The sequence below is a fragment of the Micromonospora sp. NPDC007271 genome, assembly GCF_040634005.1.
Classification (GTDB): Bacteria; Actinomycetota; Actinomycetes; order Mycobacteriales; family Micromonosporaceae; genus Micromonospora.
Map to the genome: position 1 here is coordinate 16,412 of NZ_JBEYER010000086.1, position 14,948 is coordinate 31,359.

At 72.3% G+C, this 14,948-nt stretch carries 14 protein-coding genes; 13 read left to right on the forward strand and 1 reads right to left on the reverse strand.

What is annotated here, in order from left to right; genetic code table 11:
* Window positions 1-114 precede the first annotated feature (114 nt).
* A complete protein-coding gene (locus tag ABZ570_RS25745) occupies window positions 115-1,560 on the forward strand; it encodes an aldehyde dehydrogenase family protein (protein WP_358068681.1) in 1,446 nt (481 codons plus the stop codon).
* A gap of 24 nt (window positions 1,561-1,584) precedes the next feature.
* Here the strand turns inward: ABZ570_RS25745 and ABZ570_RS25750 are convergent, their stop codons facing one another.
* Complete coding sequence (locus tag ABZ570_RS25750) at window positions 1,585-2,817, reverse strand: SUKH-3 domain-containing protein (RefSeq protein ID WP_358068684.1); 1,233 nt, start codon at window positions 2,815-2,817, stop codon at window positions 1,585-1,587.
* 80 nt (window positions 2,818-2,897) lie between these two features.
* Here ABZ570_RS25750 and ABZ570_RS25755 point away from each other — a divergent pair, with 80 nt between their 5' ends.
* The 12 genes from ABZ570_RS25755 to manA form a co-directional block, all read left to right on the forward strand.
* Window positions 2,898-3,311, forward strand: coding sequence for a YbaB/EbfC family nucleoid-associated protein (locus ABZ570_RS25755; RefSeq protein ID WP_358068687.1), 414 nt, complete (start codon window positions 2,898-2,900; stop codon window positions 3,309-3,311).
* Window positions 3,308-3,673, forward strand: coding sequence for a hypothetical protein (locus tag ABZ570_RS25760; protein WP_358068690.1), 366 nt, complete (start codon window positions 3,308-3,310; stop codon window positions 3,671-3,673). The genes ABZ570_RS25755 and ABZ570_RS25760 overlap by 4 nt, the downstream gene beginning before the upstream one ends.
* A gap of 24 nt (window positions 3,674-3,697) precedes the next feature.
* Window positions 3,698-8,002, forward strand: a complete 4,305-nt coding sequence (locus ABZ570_RS25765; protein ID WP_358068720.1) for a toxin glutamine deamidase domain-containing protein — start codon at window positions 3,698-3,700, stop codon at window positions 8,000-8,002.
* Window positions 7,999-8,439 carry a hypothetical protein gene (locus tag ABZ570_RS25770; RefSeq protein ID WP_358068693.1) on the forward strand — a complete coding sequence of 147 codons (441 nt, stop codon included), beginning with the start codon at window positions 7,999-8,001 and terminating at the stop codon, window positions 8,437-8,439. The genes ABZ570_RS25765 and ABZ570_RS25770 overlap by 4 nt, the downstream gene beginning before the upstream one ends.
* A gap of 53 nt (window positions 8,440-8,492) precedes the next feature.
* Window positions 8,493-9,080 carry a DinB family protein gene (locus ABZ570_RS25775; RefSeq protein ID WP_358068696.1) on the forward strand — a complete coding sequence of 196 codons (588 nt, stop codon included), beginning with the start codon at window positions 8,493-8,495 and terminating at the stop codon, window positions 9,078-9,080.
* Window positions 9,081-9,104: 24 nt separating this feature from the next.
* Window positions 9,105-9,752: a tetratricopeptide repeat protein gene (locus ABZ570_RS25780; protein ID WP_358068699.1), complete on the forward strand. Its 648-nt coding sequence runs from the start codon at window positions 9,105-9,107 to the stop codon at window positions 9,750-9,752.
* Between the two features lie 9 nt (window positions 9,753-9,761).
* On the forward strand, window positions 9,762-10,448 hold the full coding sequence (gene nfi / locus ABZ570_RS25785) for a deoxyribonuclease V (RefSeq protein ID WP_358068702.1): 687 nt from the start codon (window positions 9,762-9,764) through the stop codon (window positions 10,446-10,448).
* A 185-nt stretch (window positions 10,449-10,633) separates the two neighbouring features.
* Window positions 10,634-11,647, forward strand: coding sequence for a hypothetical protein (locus tag ABZ570_RS25790; RefSeq protein WP_358068705.1), 1,014 nt, complete (start codon window positions 10,634-10,636; stop codon window positions 11,645-11,647).
* Between the two features lie 208 nt (window positions 11,648-11,855).
* The gene (locus tag ABZ570_RS25795; protein WP_089009243.1) at window positions 11,856-12,068 is read left to right on the forward strand and encodes a Trm112 family protein; all 213 of its coding nucleotides are present in this window, start codon (window positions 11,856-11,858) and stop codon (window positions 12,066-12,068) included.
* A complete protein-coding gene (locus ABZ570_RS25800; RefSeq protein WP_358068708.1) occupies window positions 12,065-13,261 on the forward strand; it encodes an SIS domain-containing protein in 1,197 nt (398 codons plus the stop codon). The genes ABZ570_RS25795 and ABZ570_RS25800 overlap by 4 nt, the downstream gene beginning before the upstream one ends.
* A 28-nt stretch (window positions 13,262-13,289) precedes the next feature.
* On the forward strand, window positions 13,290-14,297 hold the full coding sequence (locus ABZ570_RS25805; protein ID WP_358068711.1) for a cation diffusion facilitator family transporter: 1,008 nt from the start codon (window positions 13,290-13,292) through the stop codon (window positions 14,295-14,297).
* Window positions 14,298-14,299: 2 nt separating this feature from the next.
* Window positions 14,300-14,948 (forward strand): mannose-6-phosphate isomerase, class I (gene manA, locus ABZ570_RS25810; RefSeq protein ID WP_358068714.1); only part of this gene is annotated, 649 nt, incomplete at its 3' end.

Below are 14,948 nucleotides of genomic sequence, written 5' to 3' on the forward strand. Positions count from 1 at the left end.
AGGGTTTGCAGAGGTTATCGCAATCTGACTGCCATCTTGGCCACTGAATCCGTAACAGACAAGGGTTGAGGCAACTGTTTCCGCGCGCGCCTGCCGTCGTCTACGCTGCCGGTCGTGGAGCCGAGAGCCTTTTACGTCGCCGGCCGCCCCGCCCACGGCGAGGGCGAGCTGGCCGTCACCCATCCGTACGACGGCCGCACGGTCGGGCGTACCACCTTCGCCACGGCCGACCAGGTCGAAGCCGCCGTCGCGGCAGCCGCCGTCGCGGCAGCCGCCGGGGCGGCCGCGGCCCTGCCCGCGCACGTCCGCGCGGCGGCCCTGGACCACGTCTCCCGGCGGCTCGCCGAACGCGCCGACGAGGTCGCGGCCCTGATCACCGCCGAGAACGGCAAGCCGGTCAAGTGGGCGAAGGCCGAGGTGGGCCGGGCGGTCTCCACCTTCCGCTGGGCGGCCGAAGAAGCCCGGCGCTTCTCCGGCGAGCTGCAACGCCTCGACACCGACCCGGCGGCCACCGGGCGGATCGCGCTGGTCCGGCGGGTGCCTCGCGGCCCCGTGCTGGGGATCGCGCCGTTCAACTTCCCGCTCAACCTGGTCGCCCACAAGGTCGCCCCGGCCATCGCCGTCGGTGCGCCGATCATCGTCAAGCCGGCCCCGGCGACCCCGCTGTCGGCGCTGCTGCTCGGCGAGATCCTCGCCGAGACTGAGCTGCCCGAGGGAATGTTCTCGGTGCTGCCGCTGCCCAACGAGCGCGCCGCCGAGCTGGTCGCCGACCCCCGGCTGCCGGTGGTGTCGTTCACCGGCTCCGGGCCGGTCGGCGCGGCCATCCGCCGGGCCGCCCCCGACAAGCACGTCACCCTGGAACTGGGCGGCAACGCGGCGGCGGTGATCTGTGAAGACTGGTCGTCGGACGAGGACCTGACCTTCGCGGCGCACCGGATCGCCACCTTCTCCAACTACCAGGCCGGGCAGTCCTGCATCGCCGTGCAGCGGGTCTACGTGCACGAATGGCTCTACGACGGCTTCCTGCCCCGGCTCGTCGCCGCGGTGGAGGAACTGCGGACCGGGGACCCGGCCTCCGAGCTGACCGACGTCGGGCCGTTGGTCTCCGTCGAAGCGGCCGAACGCGTCGAGGCATGGGTCGACGAGGCGGTCGCCGCCGGAGCCACCGTCGAGGTCGGCGGCCGCCGGGAGGGCGCGACCTACCCGCCGACCGTGCTGTCCGGGGTGCCGTCATCCGCGAAGGTCTGCCGGGAGGAAGTCTTCGGCCCGGTGCTGGTGGTCAGCCCGATCGCCGACGACCGGGCCGCGTTCGCCGCGGTCAACGACTCGGCGTACGGGTTGCAGGCGGGCATCTTCACGCACAACCTGCAGACCGCGTTCCTCGCGTCCCGGACCCTGGAGGTCGGCGGGGTGATCGTCGGGGACGTGCCGTCGTACCGGGCCGACCAGATGCCGTACGGCGGAGTGAAGGGCTCCGGCGTCGGGCGGGAAGGGCTGCGCAGCGCGATGGAGGACTACACCGAACCGCGCGTCATGGTGCTGACCGGGGTGGCGTTGTAGCCACCAGCCGGTGGCGGTCGACCGTCACCAGGTGCCGTCGTCGCGTACCCGGGCGGGGGCGCGGCCGAGCAGGAGGGTGGTCAGCGCGGCGTCGATGTCCGGGCCGAGGAACCACTCGCCGGCCTGATCGAGCGCGAAGATCCGCCCGTGCTCGTCAACGGCGATGATGCTGTCCCCGCGTTCGGTCCCGATCGGAAAAAGCCGTACGCCGAGGACAGCGCCGAAGTCAGCGAGCGTGTCCGCAGTGTGGGCGCTGCGCAGTGGATTCGTGGTGAACTTGCTTATCCACACCTCTTGGCCCGGCCCGCATCGGTGGCTGAGTAGCGCCGGAAAGGCGGTCAAGGCCTGCACAGCTGCGGCAAAGACCTGATGTTGGTGTCGTCGGCCCGCGATTTGGCGCGTCTCCGCGATGGCACCCAACGCAAGCGCCTCATTGAACATGCTGTCCTGCCAGCCCGCGTCGACGAGCGCCCGGGCCACGTCCTCCGGGAAACGGTCATCATGAATTGCGGTCTGGGGCTCCGGCCGCCGCTCCTCCGCGTAGGCGAGGTCGGACCACGGAAGCACGTTGAAGTGCACCAGGAAGTTGATGCACGAGTCGCAGGGCAGCTCCGTGGGCCCACCGGTGGGATCGCCGGACTCCCGGATCCGGAAGAACTCGATGCGGCTGCCGCCTAGGACCTGTCTCGCCTCTGGCATGGTCAGCGGAGGCAGGCCGTCGGCCGCTCGCCGGTGGTCGCGCTCGTGCAGCACGTCGGAGACGACGACCATCTCGGCGTGCCGCTCACCGCCCCGGACCAGGTGGCCGGGAGGCAGGTCGTCCAGGTAGGACTGAACCAGCGGATGGTGGTGCAGAGCGACGTCACCCTTCACCCCCTGGGCCACCTGGACGCGGCCGTCGAGAGTGAGATGCGCCGCAGCCCCCGGTGTGGGCAGCCGGGTGAGTTCACGGAGTAACTGGCTGGCGGGGTCGACGGTGCGCGGTGCGCGCGGCTCCTGCGGCCGGCGCTGCCGGTACATCTGCGCGACGGCGGCCAGCGGCAAACGCGGCCAGGTCGACACCTCACCAGTCTCCTTGTCGACCACCGTGGTCGGCAGGTCGCCCGGGAGGGCACGGGCCTCGCGGGAGACCGTGGACGTGATCAGGTAGCCCAGGTCGAACTCCTCAATCAGCGGCGTGCACGGGTGTCCCAGGCGCTCTGAGTCCCGTCGTGCCCAGGCGGCGGCGAGTTGCTCGGCCTGCTGTCGCTCGATCACAGCCTGAAACTACCGGACCCCACGGATTCGGTGGCGCCCGGTATGGTCGGCCCTACCGACGGTGACGGGGAGGAGCGACGGTGGCTGAAACCGCGGACCGGGACGCCAACCGTGCGCTGCGCGCGCGCTTCGACGAGGTGTACGGCCAATACCAGCGACTGCGGTCCGGATTGGACGAACTCCAGGGCAAACTCGCCGAGCTGCGGGTGACGGAGCGCTCCGATGACGGCCAGGTGACCGCCGTGGCCGGAGCCCGAGGCGAGCTGATCAGCGTCGAGGTCGCCCCCTCGGTCTTCCACGACCGGGACGCCAAGGCGTTGAGCAGGAAGATCACCACGACCGTGTTGCGGGCGTCCACCGCCGGGGTCGCCGCGACCCGGGAGCTGGTCGCCGGCTACCTGCCGCCCGGCTCGCCGTCGGTGGAGTTCTTGCGAACGAACGACTTCGGTGCGCTGCTCGGCCGGGCGGACGCCGTTTCCTCGCGCGGCGAGTGACCACAGTGGTCGAAGGGCAGATCTGGCTGGACCCGGACCGGGCCGGGCGTGGTGGTGTCGATCTGACCCTGGCCGGGGAGGCGGTCAGCGCCTCTCGGCGAGAGGTCGGCGGTGCGATCGCGGAGGCGAGCGCGCAGCGGCCGTGGGGTCGGGACGACATCGGCGCCGCCTTCGACAAGCAGTATCGCGGCTACGAGGAGACGCTGCTGCGCGCCTGGGAGATCCTGGGCCGCTCCCTCGAAGGGCTGGGCTCCGACGTGGTCCGTTCCGTCGCCGCCACCGTCGAGACCGACGAGCTCAGCGGTCGCCAACTCGGCGAGATTCCACACCCGCATCGCACCCCGAATCGGCACTGGCGCTGACCTCCGGAGGTTCCGCGCGTGAGCATGCTGCCCAGCCCGATCCCGCATCCGCTCGACTACTGCCCCTGGGACGTGCCCGGCTGGATCCACGAGGCGCTGGACTGGGTCGTCGGCGTGGAGTGGCCGGACGGGAACGAGCGCGCCGTCTGGAACCTCGCCGACCAGTGGTACGGCATCGCCGATGTCCTCGCCCGCCCGCGTACCGATGCGGCCGCCGCAGCCGGTGAGGTGCGTAGCGGCTACGGCGGCGTGGGCCTGGTGGCCGAGGCGTTCGAAGCCGCCTGGCACAAGGTCGCCGAGGGCCCGGACGCTCCGCTGCCCGTCCTGCTCGCCGTCACCGGCGAGCTGGGCAAGCTGGTCGACTCCTGCGGCTGCGACATCGAGGGCGCCAAGCTGGAGGCCTGGATCGAGCTGGGCATCCTGGTCATCGAGCTGCTCTCGTTGGCGGTGGCGGCAGTGCTCACCGCCGGGGCCGCCTCACCGGCCGCCGGTGCGGCCATTGCCGCCAGTCGGCTGGCGGTGCAGCAGATCTTCAAGCGGCTAGTGGCGCAGTTGGCCCGTAAGGCACTCAAGGACGGGCTGAAGGAGGCCGGGGAGCGAGCCGCGAAGGATGTCGTCAAGAGCGGCGTAACGGGGTTCGCCCGACGTGCCGCGGTCGGCGGTCTCGTCGAGGCCGGGCAGGAGGCGGGCACCAGCCTGGCGACGCAGGCGTACCAGAACTCCACCGGGCGCCGGGACGGCCTGGACCTGACCGACGTGGGCATGTCGGCGCTCGGCGGCTTCGCCGGCGGCGCGGTGGCACCGCTCGCCGGGCTGGGGCGGCGCGCCGACGGGCGCCTGGCCCAGGTCGGTGAGCACCTCGGGCGAGAGATGGTCGGCGAGACCTTGGCCGAAGGCGCCGCAGGGCTGGCCACCGGGCAGAACCTGTCGCTGGAGGACCTGGCCCGGGCGGCGGTCTCCGGCGTCAGCGGCTCCGCCACCGGCCAAGCCGACGCGGCCCTGCACCACCGGCTCGACGGAAAGCTGGGCGGCCTTGCCTTCCCGCCGGTGAATCCGGCACTTCCGATCCCCGGCGCCGCTGATGTGGGCGGCGTCATTCCCGCCCAGAGAGCGCCCGAGCCGGTCGAGCCGGCGACCGTCGCCTCAGTCGGGCCCGCCACGTCCCTGACTGGCGCCGGTGCCGGCCACCCCGATGCGGCCGGCCCCGGCGTCGCCGCAGCGGGTGAATCGCGGCAGCTGCGCACGGAGGTGACGACGGAAGTAGACCTCACCTCGCCGGTGGAGCAGTCGTCGGGGATTGCCGCGCCATCGGTACATGCGGTGCCCGAGCCGGCTTCCGATCGGCCGAACCCCGAAGTGGTCGCCCGCCCGACGCTGAGCTCGGTGGCGGTCGAGTCGCCGGTCACGGGCACCCACCTGGTCGCCGCCGACCCGAGGCTCGGCCCGGTCGCACAGGTCGATGCCGGCACGTCGAGCCAGACGGTCCCGGTGCAGTCCAACACAGCCCCGACCGTTACGAGCGGATCTCCGGCCGTCGCTCCGCACCCGAGCTCCCCGTCGCCGCTTCCCGCCGACCGGCTCTCGGCCGGCCCGGTGGCCCCGGCCCCCGGGCCGTCGAGTCCGCCACCGGTCCAGCGGGTCGCCGCAGATCCGGCGGCCGGGTCAACGGTCACGGGGCCGGACAACCGGCCCGCGCCGAACCCTCGTTTCCCGCTGCTCGAGGCGCTGGCCCCGGCACCGCGCCGGCCCGCTGACGGTCCGCCGCCGGCCCTACCAGGTCCCTTCGATCCGCTTCCGCCCCGCAAGAGCGTGCCCACACCGGAGGAACGGGCCGCCCGGCGTGCCGCCGATCGGGAAGCCCTCGACCGACGCCGCTACCAGGGCTACCTACAAGCCCAGCGGGAGTTGTACGAGGAAAACCGACGTCACAGCAGGGTGAAGGAACTACGCGAAACGGCCGAGCAACATTGCGAAGCCGCGCGGTGGCTCCTTAGCCGGGCCGACGAGCTTCGCAAGGCGGGGCAGCACTCCCTCGCCGAGCAACATGTGCGTGAGGGACGGTTCAGGGACCGCCTTCATTACAAGGCCCTCGACGAAGCCGAAGCGGTCCTGAGCGGCGAGTTGTTGCCTGCCGAGGTGATGATCGAGGACGACGCCGACTTCTACCGGATCAACGACGACGTCGCCGACCTCGCGCCCGGCGCTGTGGAAACGCCAAACCGCTCCGCCCTCACCGGCGACGGTCACCCGCCGCCGATCGACCGTTCCCGCCGGTACGGCGTACGCGGTGGCTTGCGTCCGCCGCTCGCGTTGCACCAGACCGACCTGGAGCGGCAGATGCCACGCAACCCGGACGGCACCGTGGTGCGTACCGCCGATCCCCGGGATGGCGGCTGGTTCAGACTCGCGAATGACGGCGGCCCGCTGGCGGACCCCACCCGGAGCATCAACTGCCTGGACTGCACCCTCTCGCTCTACGAGACCTGGGTGCACGGCCGGCCTCGGGTCTCCGCGCCGCGCACCTTTGACGGCTATCTGATGGGGGACGTCCGCCAGCCGGTCGACGGCGAAGTGGACGGGCCCATGCGGGTCGAGGAGATCACCGGAGGCCAGTTCCAGGACCTCTGCCCCGGCCCCGATCCGACCAGCCACACGGAGGTGCGGCAGCGGGTCGAACTCGGCTATCGCGACCTGCACGGGCAGCTGCTCGCTGGCGGTCATGGCAGTTACGCCTTCCTCGTCACGAGCTACGAAGGCGGCGGGTCGCACGCCTGGGTGGCGCTGAACCAGAACGGCACAGTCCTCTACCTCGACCCGCAGCAGGGGATCCTCTGGAACCGTCCCCTCTACACCCACCGCGGGGTGTCGAATCCCGCCAACGTCGTCGGAGTCGACGCGCTGGTGCTCGGCCCCGACGGCCGGCCGATGCCGCTGGCCGGTCGGCCGCCCGGCGCCTTCAATGTTCTCCCCGAGCTGCGGGATCGGCCCGATCCGCCCCGGCCCGCCGACCCGCCGCTACCGTACGACGGCGACGAGGAGCCCCCGGACTTCAACCTTGTTCACCTGCTCGGTGAGGACACGACATTTCACCGGGCCGATGATTCGCCGGCACCGGGGAGCGCGCCCACCGCGGACCCGGACGGCCTGCGGCGGGCACACCTTGACGCCCACACCGAGCGGATCTCGGCTGGGCTGTTCGTCCGGGACGCGATCGCTGCGGCTGCCAGCCTCGACCACGTCTTCGCCGCCGGGGTGACCCCGGTCGAGCTGGCGCACCACCTCGACGCGTCGACCTTGCGGCGGCTGGCGCCCGAGCTGGACGAGGCGGCAGCCGGCGACGTGGCGCGGCTGTTGGCCGATCCGCGGGTCCAGGGGATGCTCGACCAGACCTGGGAGGCACCGCCGCGCGGCGAACCGCTGCTGGCGGAGAGGCTGGTACGCCAGTTGACGCAGCATCCGGATCTGGCCCGGATGATGCTGGACACACCCGAGCTCACCAACTCGCTGACCGCGCGACCACTGACCCTGCACCATCTGGGCAGTCACCAGAAAGCCATTGATGTGCTCGGCGACGTCCTTGGTGAGATCGCCGAGCGCGGTGCGGGTGCGGCTGCCGCATCGCCCATCCCCCCGGTCCAGCCTACGCCACTCACCACCGAGCAACTGGCGGTGAGTTATCAATTCGTGGTGGACCGCCCTGTCGTGTTCCAGCCGGGATTCGACCAGAGCCGGCGTGAAGACCTAGCGTATCGGTGCCAATATCTGGACGAGTTGTATGAGGCTGCAGCTGCTGCTCAGGGCGAAATTGATGCGCTGGGGCGGAGGTTGCTCGAGGCGTCGAACGGCGACGGAGAGTATCGGCCGCGACCGGAGCCCAAGGACCGGATGCGGGCCGAGGACAAGGTGGCGAAGTACAGTGGGGACGCGTCTCGCCTCAGGGACTTGGCGGCTGGCAGAATCTCCTATCAGCGGCTCGACGACCTCTATGCAGCCCTGGCAGCGCTGCCAGACGATCCGCAGGTGACGATTCTTGAGTTCGATGACCGCTTCCTTGAGCCCCAGGACAGCGGCTACCGGGATGTGCAGATGATGCTCCGTACGTCGTCCGGCCATGTCGCGGAATTCCGACTGCAGCTAGCTGCCCTCGATGATGTCGCTACATGGGAGCATGCCTTGTTTGAGGTGAGGCGTGACCTCGGAGCGGTCGCCCGGGAGGAGGGGCGAAGTCTGTCAGCGAAGGAGATGGCAATTCGAAACGGCATTATTCGGCGGCAGCGTGAGTACTTCTGGGCAGCTCTCCAATCGGCGCTGAGCGGAGGGCTGGAATGACAGCCGCAGAGCACGGGCTTGGCCTGCCTGCCTACTACGACTACTACGACACACCAGTGAAGATGGTGCCGACGCCGGAGGGTGGGCTCACCACGTGGAAGCTCGATCGATGGACGGGTGGCTGGCTGCCGGCGAACGACATCATCGACGAGATCCTCTGTGCCGTGGGCGGAGACATCTTTGTGCGCTCTGCGGAACGCTTCGTGCAGCGGACGGAGGCCGAGCGGGGGCGCTATCTCAAGGGCGATGGGCCGATCTTCGCGCTCTATGAGACGGTCAACGCCATCGAGGACGTAGCCCGAGCCGAGGGCCGTCCCTTCACTGCCGAGGAAGCGGCGCTGATCGCCGGCATCCGGCGGAGGACGTTCGTGATGTTCGAGGAGCAGTTGCAGCAGGCCGGAGACCCCGGCGCTGATCCCACCATCGCGACCTCCTGACGGCGCGACGTAAATGCGTTGCGAGCGGCGAGGCGGCAGGCGAGGGTCCGGGCATGGCTGACGCGCGTACCAGCACCGAAAGTGAGCTACCGGCACCTCGGTTCGCCTGGTCGAACATGTTCCTCAAGCCGCAGGACGACCCGCGCTCGGACGGCGGGTTCGACGGGGAGCGGGAGACTCTCGTCGGGTATCTCCGGGATCAGCGGCTCACCCTCGAACTCAAGTGTGCCGATCTCGACCCCGAGCAGCTGGCCCGCCGCTCCGTACCCCCGTCGAAGATGTCGCTGCTCGGCCTGGTCCGGCACCTGGCCGAGGTGGAACGCGGCTGGTTCCGCCGGGTGCTGGCGGGCCAGGACGTGCCGAAGCTCTACTCGCCCCCGGACGAGCGGGACGGTGCCTTCGACGGCGCGGTCGCGGATCCGGCGGTGGTGGCCGAGGCGTGGGCCACCTGGCGGGCGGAGGTCGCCTTCGCCGAGGAGTTGGTGGCGGCGACGGCGGACCTGGGCACTCGGGCCCGGATGTCCGACGGCGAGGAGGTCAGCCTCCGCGAGCTGCTGGTGCACATGATCGAGGAGTACGCCCGGCACAACGGCCACGCCGACCTGCTGCGTGAGCGGATCGACGGCCGGGTGGGCCAGTAGCCGACGACAGGGGCGGGAGCGGGAATGGGCCGGATCGAGCGGGCACGGGAGTTGTACGAGGAGGCGGTGTTCGGCGGCCGCAGTGCCGCGTTGGCCACCGCCGACCGGACTCTCGACGGGGTCGAGGCGGATCTCGCGCTGGCCCGGGGCCGGGTGCTGCACGCGCGCTACCTGGAGGAGAAGGTCGAGGACCCGCGGGAGCTGGAGCTCTTCGAGCAGGCGGCCGCGTTGTACCAGCGGCTCGCCGATCCGCGCGGCGAAGGGGAGGCCCGGTTCTGGGTGGGCTGCGTGCATCAGGTGATCCGCGGCGACGAACCGGCAGCGATTCCCGCCTTCGCCCGCGCTCGGGAGCTGGCCACGCTGGCCGGCGACTGCTTGACCCTGTCGTACGTGCTGCGGCACCTCGCGTTCGTGGACCGCGCTGCCGGCCGGCTCGAGGTGGCGCGGGAGCGGATGGAGGAGTCGACCCGGTTGCGCCGGGAGCTGGGGTTCCTGCCCGGCGTGGCCGCGAACCTGCTCGCGCTCGGCTACCTCGCCGCCGAGGAGGGTAATCCCGACCGTGGGCTCGCGCTGGTCGACGAGGCCATGGCGCTCGCCGAGTCCGCCGCCGCGCAGGGCGTCCAGCGGTGGGCCGCGCAGGCCCGCGCGGAACTCTCTCCGGTCAAGGACTGATCCGCAGGGATGACGACCGAGGGGATGCCGTACCAGCCGCCGGCTGACGTCGCGGAGGCGCTGCGCGTACAGGAGGAACTGCGGTCGCGGGTGGATCTGGTGGGGCCGGGCCCGACCGCGCCCGCGACGGTGGCCGGCCTGGACGTCGCGTACGCGGAGAGCGGTGACCGGCTCGCGGCGGCCGTCACGGTGCTGGACGCCGCCACCCTGGCGGTGGTCGACGAGGCGGTCAGCGTGGGTCGGCCCGCCTTCGGGTACGTGCCGGGGCTGTTCGCGTTCCGCGAGCTGCCCGCGCTGCTGGCCGCCCTGGACCGGTTGACCGTGCGGCCCGAGCTGCTGGTCTGCGACGGGCACGGGCTGGCGCACCCGCGCCGGTTCGGGTTGGCCTGCCATCTCGGCCTGGTCACCGGTCTGCCCGCGATCGGGGTGGGGAAGACGCCGCTGGTCGGCGAGTGGACGGAGCCGGAGCCGGAGCGGGGGTCCTGGACGCCGCTGCGCGACGGCGGTGAGGTGGTGGGTCGGGTGCTGCGTACCCGGGACGGGGTGCGGCCGGTCTTCGTCAGCGTCGGCCACCGGATGAGCCTCGCCAACGCCGCCGACCGGGTGCTGGCGTTGACGCCCCGGTACCGGCTGCCGGAGACGACCCGGACGGCCGACCGGCTGTGCCGGCGGGCGCTGGCCGCCGCGCCCGCCTGACCGCCGGTTCCGCCCGGTCGCCGCGCCCGGTTGGCCGCCGATTTCGCCTGGCCCGGCACGCTCGGCTGGCCGGACGGTACGGCGTGTCGCGGCGCACATACCGAGCGCTGGATGGGCGGGTACCACTTCGTGCCGGTAGTAGCCTGACGCGGCGGACCGGTCGGGGTGGGAACGGTGAGGTGGAGATGTCGGTTAGGCGGCACGCGGCGCGGCTGGCCACGGTCGGTGTGATGCTGGGTGGCCTGGTGGCCGTCGGTCAGTCCCCGGCGATGGCCGACGACGACCGGGTTAACGTCCGCTCGGCCGGAAGCTTCACGGCCGGCGGATCGCCGGAAACGGTCGCGGTCGAGGTTCGTAAGCGTACCGACGGCTGCGTGCTGCTGCGGACCGCGTTGGGGTTGCGGCTCGACGGCGTCCGGCCCGATCAGGTCCGGGTGGAGGTCAACACCGGTGGGCGCTGGCAGCCCGTCGGGGTCTCCGGCGGGGGCGGCGGGGTCGCGACGGCGCCCATCCCGCCGGACCGCCCGGCCCTGTGCAAGGGCAAGGGGATGACGGTCCGCTACCGGGTCGCCTTCCTGGCCGGCGCGCCGGGCGGCCGGCTGACCGTGATCGGTAAGGCGACCACCGCCGCCGGTCGGGTCCTCGGCCAGGCCGACACCTCCGCCAGGGTGGCGGGTGCGGCGAAGGCGCCGAGCCCCTCGCCGACGCGGAAGCCGTCACCGACCCCGACCCCGACCCCGAGCCCGAGCGACGAGGTGACCCTGTCGCCGGGCGAGGCCGAGCCGCCGTCCGCCGTGGCTGCCGCGGTCGACCCGGCCGTCGGGTCCCGTGGTGCCGACTCGTCCTCCGGAGGTTCCCCTGTCATGTGGTTCGGTATCGGGCTGGTGCTCGTCGGCGCGGCCCTGATCGTGCTGCTGGTCCGGCGCAGCCGGGCCGACAAGGTCGACGAGCACGCCGGCGGCTACCCGCAGGTGCCGCTGCCGCGTAGCGCGGGCGGCACCACCTATCGTGCCGGGGCCCCGGTGGGGCAGGTGTACGGGCAGCAGAAGGCGCCCACCCCGACCGTGTACGGCGGGGTCTCGTCGCCCCGCCCGGCCGGCAACGTGTACGGCGCTCCCACGGCCGGCCGGCCGGACGGCGAGCCGCCGGCGGCGCCGGGCGGCGAGGCGACCAGCGTGCTGCCTGACCTGCCGCGCTGAGCCGGAGCCCGGCCGCCCGTCGAGGGTTACGGTGACGGTGTGTGGCGGTGACCTGACCGGAGGCGTCGCCACGGTGGCCGGTGACGTCGGCGGCGACGAGATGATCTCGCTCGGTGACGCAGTGCCCGTACCGGTTCGCCGATAAGATCGCGTGCGCCGGTCGGCACCACCGACCGGCGGGACCGCATACCGTGGAAGGAGCCGCGCAGTGGCCCTGGACCCGCAGTTGCTCGAGATCCTCGCCTGCCCGGACACGCACCACGCCCCGCTCGACTACGATCCGCAGGCCCAGACGCTGACCTGCACCGAATGCGGCCGGATCTTCGAGGTCCGCGACGACGTGCCGGTGCTGCTGCTGGACGAGGCGCGTGGTGGACCCGCGGCGGACGACGCGCGCGGTGGCTCCGCGCCGCAGCGATGATGGAGGGTACGGCCGGGGTCAGCGGACACCGGCACGCCGACGAGTCGCTGCTGGACGACCCGGATCTGCTGGCCGAGCGGGACCCGGGCGGCATGCTCCGGTTCATCGCCTCCGCCGGCGCCCAGGTGCGCGAGTCGGCCGCGCTGGCCGCCGAGGCGAACCTGAGCGTGCTCGCCGACGAGGGCCGGCCGCGCGCGGTGGTCATCGCCGGCATCGGCACCGCCGGACGTACCGGGGACGTGCTGGCCACGGTGGCCGGGCCGCGGTGTCCGGTCCCGGTGATCCCGCACCGCAGCGCTGGCGTGCCGGGCTGGGTCGGTGCGGCCGACGTGGTGATCGCGGTCAGCGCCTCCGGTCGCAGCCCCGAGGCGCTGGGTGCGGCGGAGGCCGCGCACCGGCGGGGTGCCCGCCTGGTCGCCGTCGGCGCCCCGGACTCGCAACTCCAGTCGGTGGCCGAGCGGGCCCGGGCGCCGTTCATCCCGGTGCCCCGGCGGGCTCCGGCCCGGGCCAGCCTCTGGGCGCTCACCGTGCCGGTGCTGCTCGCCGCCCGTACGCTCGGGCTGGTAAAGGTCAACGAGGCGGACCTGGCCGAGACCGCGGCCCGGCTGGACGCGGACGCGGACCGCTGTCGCCCCACCGCTGAGTCCTTCGTCAACCCGGCGAAGTCGCTGGCCCTGGGCCTGGCCGGGTCGATTCCGATCGTCTGGGGTTCGTCGCCGCTGGCCACCGTGGCCGCCCGGCGATTCGGTGACACGCTCTCGGCCAACGCCCGTTACCCGGTGGTGACCGGGGCGCTGGGTGAGGCGGGCCGGGGCCGGGTCGGCCTGCTCGACGGGGTCTTCGGCGGGCTGGCCGAGGGAGAGCGGGACATTTTCGCCGACCCGGACGAGACCGGCACGGACGCCACCCGGCTGCGGCTGGTGCTGCTGCGGGACGGCGGGCTCAACGCCGAGGACGACACGGACGAGCCGCTCGCGGTGGAGGAGCGGCGGGCCGACGCGGTGCAGACCCTGGCGGAGCGGCGCGGGGTGCGCTGCGACGTGGTCACCGCCGAGGGCGGTTCCGCCCTGGAGCGGCTGGCCTCGCTGACGGCGGTCCCGGACTTCGCCTCGATCTACCTCGCCCTGGCACACGGCCTGGACCCGATGGCCGTTCCGGCCATCACCGAGATGAAGGAGCTGGCAAACCAGTGAGCACCTGCGGCATCGGACGGGCGGAGGCGTGAGCGCCAACGGGGGGACGAGGGCGATCATCGCTGCTCTCGCGGCCAACATCGGTATCGCCATCACGAAGTTCGTCGCGTTCCTGCTGACCGGCTCCTCGTCGATGCTGGCCGAGGCGATCCACTCGGTCGCCGACTCCGGCAACCAGGGCCTGCTGCTGCTCGGCGGCCGGCGGGCCAAGCGGGAGGCGACGCCGCAGCACCCGTTCGGCTACGGGCGGGAGCGCTACATCTACGCGTTCATCGTGTCGATCGTGCTGTTCAGCCTCGGTGGCCTGTTCGCGCTCTACGAGGCGTACCACAAGTCGTCGCACCCGGAGCCGATCACCAGCTGGCAGTGGGTGCCGGTGGGCGTGCTGGTGGTCGCGATCGGCATGGAGTCCTTCTCGTTCCGTACCGCGATCAAGGAGTCGAACCCCCTCCGGGGCAGCCAGTCATGGCTGCGGTTCATCCGGCGGGCGAAGGCGCCCGAGCTGCCGGTGGTGCTGCTGGAGGACTTCGGCGCCCTGGTCGGTCTGGTGTTCGCGCTGTTCGGCGTGGGGATGACGCTGGCCACCGGCAACGGCAAGTGGGACGCGCTCGGCACCGCCATGATCGGCGTGCTGCTGGTGGCCATCGCGATCATCCTCGCCATCGAGACGAAGAGCCTGCTGCTCGGCGAGGGCGCCGAGCAGCACGACCTGACCGCCATCGAGCGGGCGGTCACCGACGGCCCGGAGGTCGAGCGGATCATCCACATGAAGACGCTCTACCTGGGGCCCGAGGAGCTGATGGTGGCGGCGAAGATCGCCGTGTCGGCCTGCGAGACGGCCGAGGAGGTGGCCCGGGGCATCAACGCGGTCGAGGCGCGGATCCGTAGCGCGGTGCCGATCGCCCGGGTGATCTACCTGGAGCCGGACATCTACAGCGCGGCGGCCGAGCGGGCGGGTACGGGTGCCGCGTCGTACACGGCGGCGCCGCAGCCGGAGACCGGGTCCGACGAGATGCCCGGGCGGCCCGGGAGCTGACCATGGAGCTGTTGCAGGGCCGGATCCGGGACTACGCCTGGGGTTCCCGCACCGCGATCGCCCGGTTGCAGGGGCGCCCGGTGCCGAGCGACGGGCCGGAGGCGGAGCTGTGGCTGGGCGCCCATCCGGGTGCCCCGGCCACGGTGGACCGGGACGGTAGCCCGGTCAGCCTCACCGACCTGCTGGTGGCCGAGCCGGATCACTGGTTGGGGGAACGCCTCGTCGGCCGGTTCGGCATCCGGCTGCCGTTCCTGTTGAAGGTGCTGGCCGCGGACGCCCCGCTGAGCCTGCAGGCCCATCCGGACGCCGAGCAGGCCCGCGCGGGGCACGCGGCCGACGCCGAGCGGGTCAACTACGTGGACCCGTACCACAAGCCGGAGCTGCTGGTCGCGCTGTCGGAGTTCGACGCGCTGTGCGGGTTCCGCGACCCGGCCGAGTCGGCGACGGCGATCGCGGCGCTCGGCGTACCGGCGTTGGAGCCGGTGGTGGCGGCGCTGCGTACCGGGCCGGCGGGGCTGCGGGAGGCCGTACGGCTGTTGTTGAGCTGGCCGGACGCGGACCGTTCCGGACTGGTGGCCGACGTGCTGGCGGCGGAGGCCGGCGGGCCGGACGCGTCGTTGGCCCGCGGCCTGGCGGTCGACTACCCGGCCG

Excerpts from the sequence above, each read along its gene's own strand:
- ABZ570_RS25765 (WP_358068720.1), top strand. The coding sequence starts at position 3,698 with ATGCTGCCCAGCCCGATCCCGCATCCGCTCGACTACTGCCCCTGGGAC.
- ABZ570_RS25770 (WP_358068693.1), top strand. The coding sequence starts at position 7,999 with ATGACAGCCGCAGAGCACGGGCTTGGCCTGCCTGCCTACTACGACTAC.
- ABZ570_RS25775 (WP_358068696.1), top strand. The coding sequence starts at position 8,493 with ATGGCTGACGCGCGTACCAGCACCGAAAGTGAGCTACCGGCACCTCGG.
- ABZ570_RS25780 (WP_358068699.1), top strand. The coding sequence starts at position 9,105 with ATGGGCCGGATCGAGCGGGCACGGGAGTTGTACGAGGAGGCGGTGTTC.
- nfi (WP_358068702.1), top strand. The coding sequence starts at position 9,762 with ATGACGACCGAGGGGATGCCGTACCAGCCGCCGGCTGACGTCGCGGAG.
- ABZ570_RS25790 (WP_358068705.1), top strand. The coding sequence starts at position 10,634 with ATGTCGGTTAGGCGGCACGCGGCGCGGCTGGCCACGGTCGGTGTGATG.
- ABZ570_RS25800 (WP_358068708.1), top strand. The coding sequence starts at position 12,065 with ATGATGGAGGGTACGGCCGGGGTCAGCGGACACCGGCACGCCGACGAG.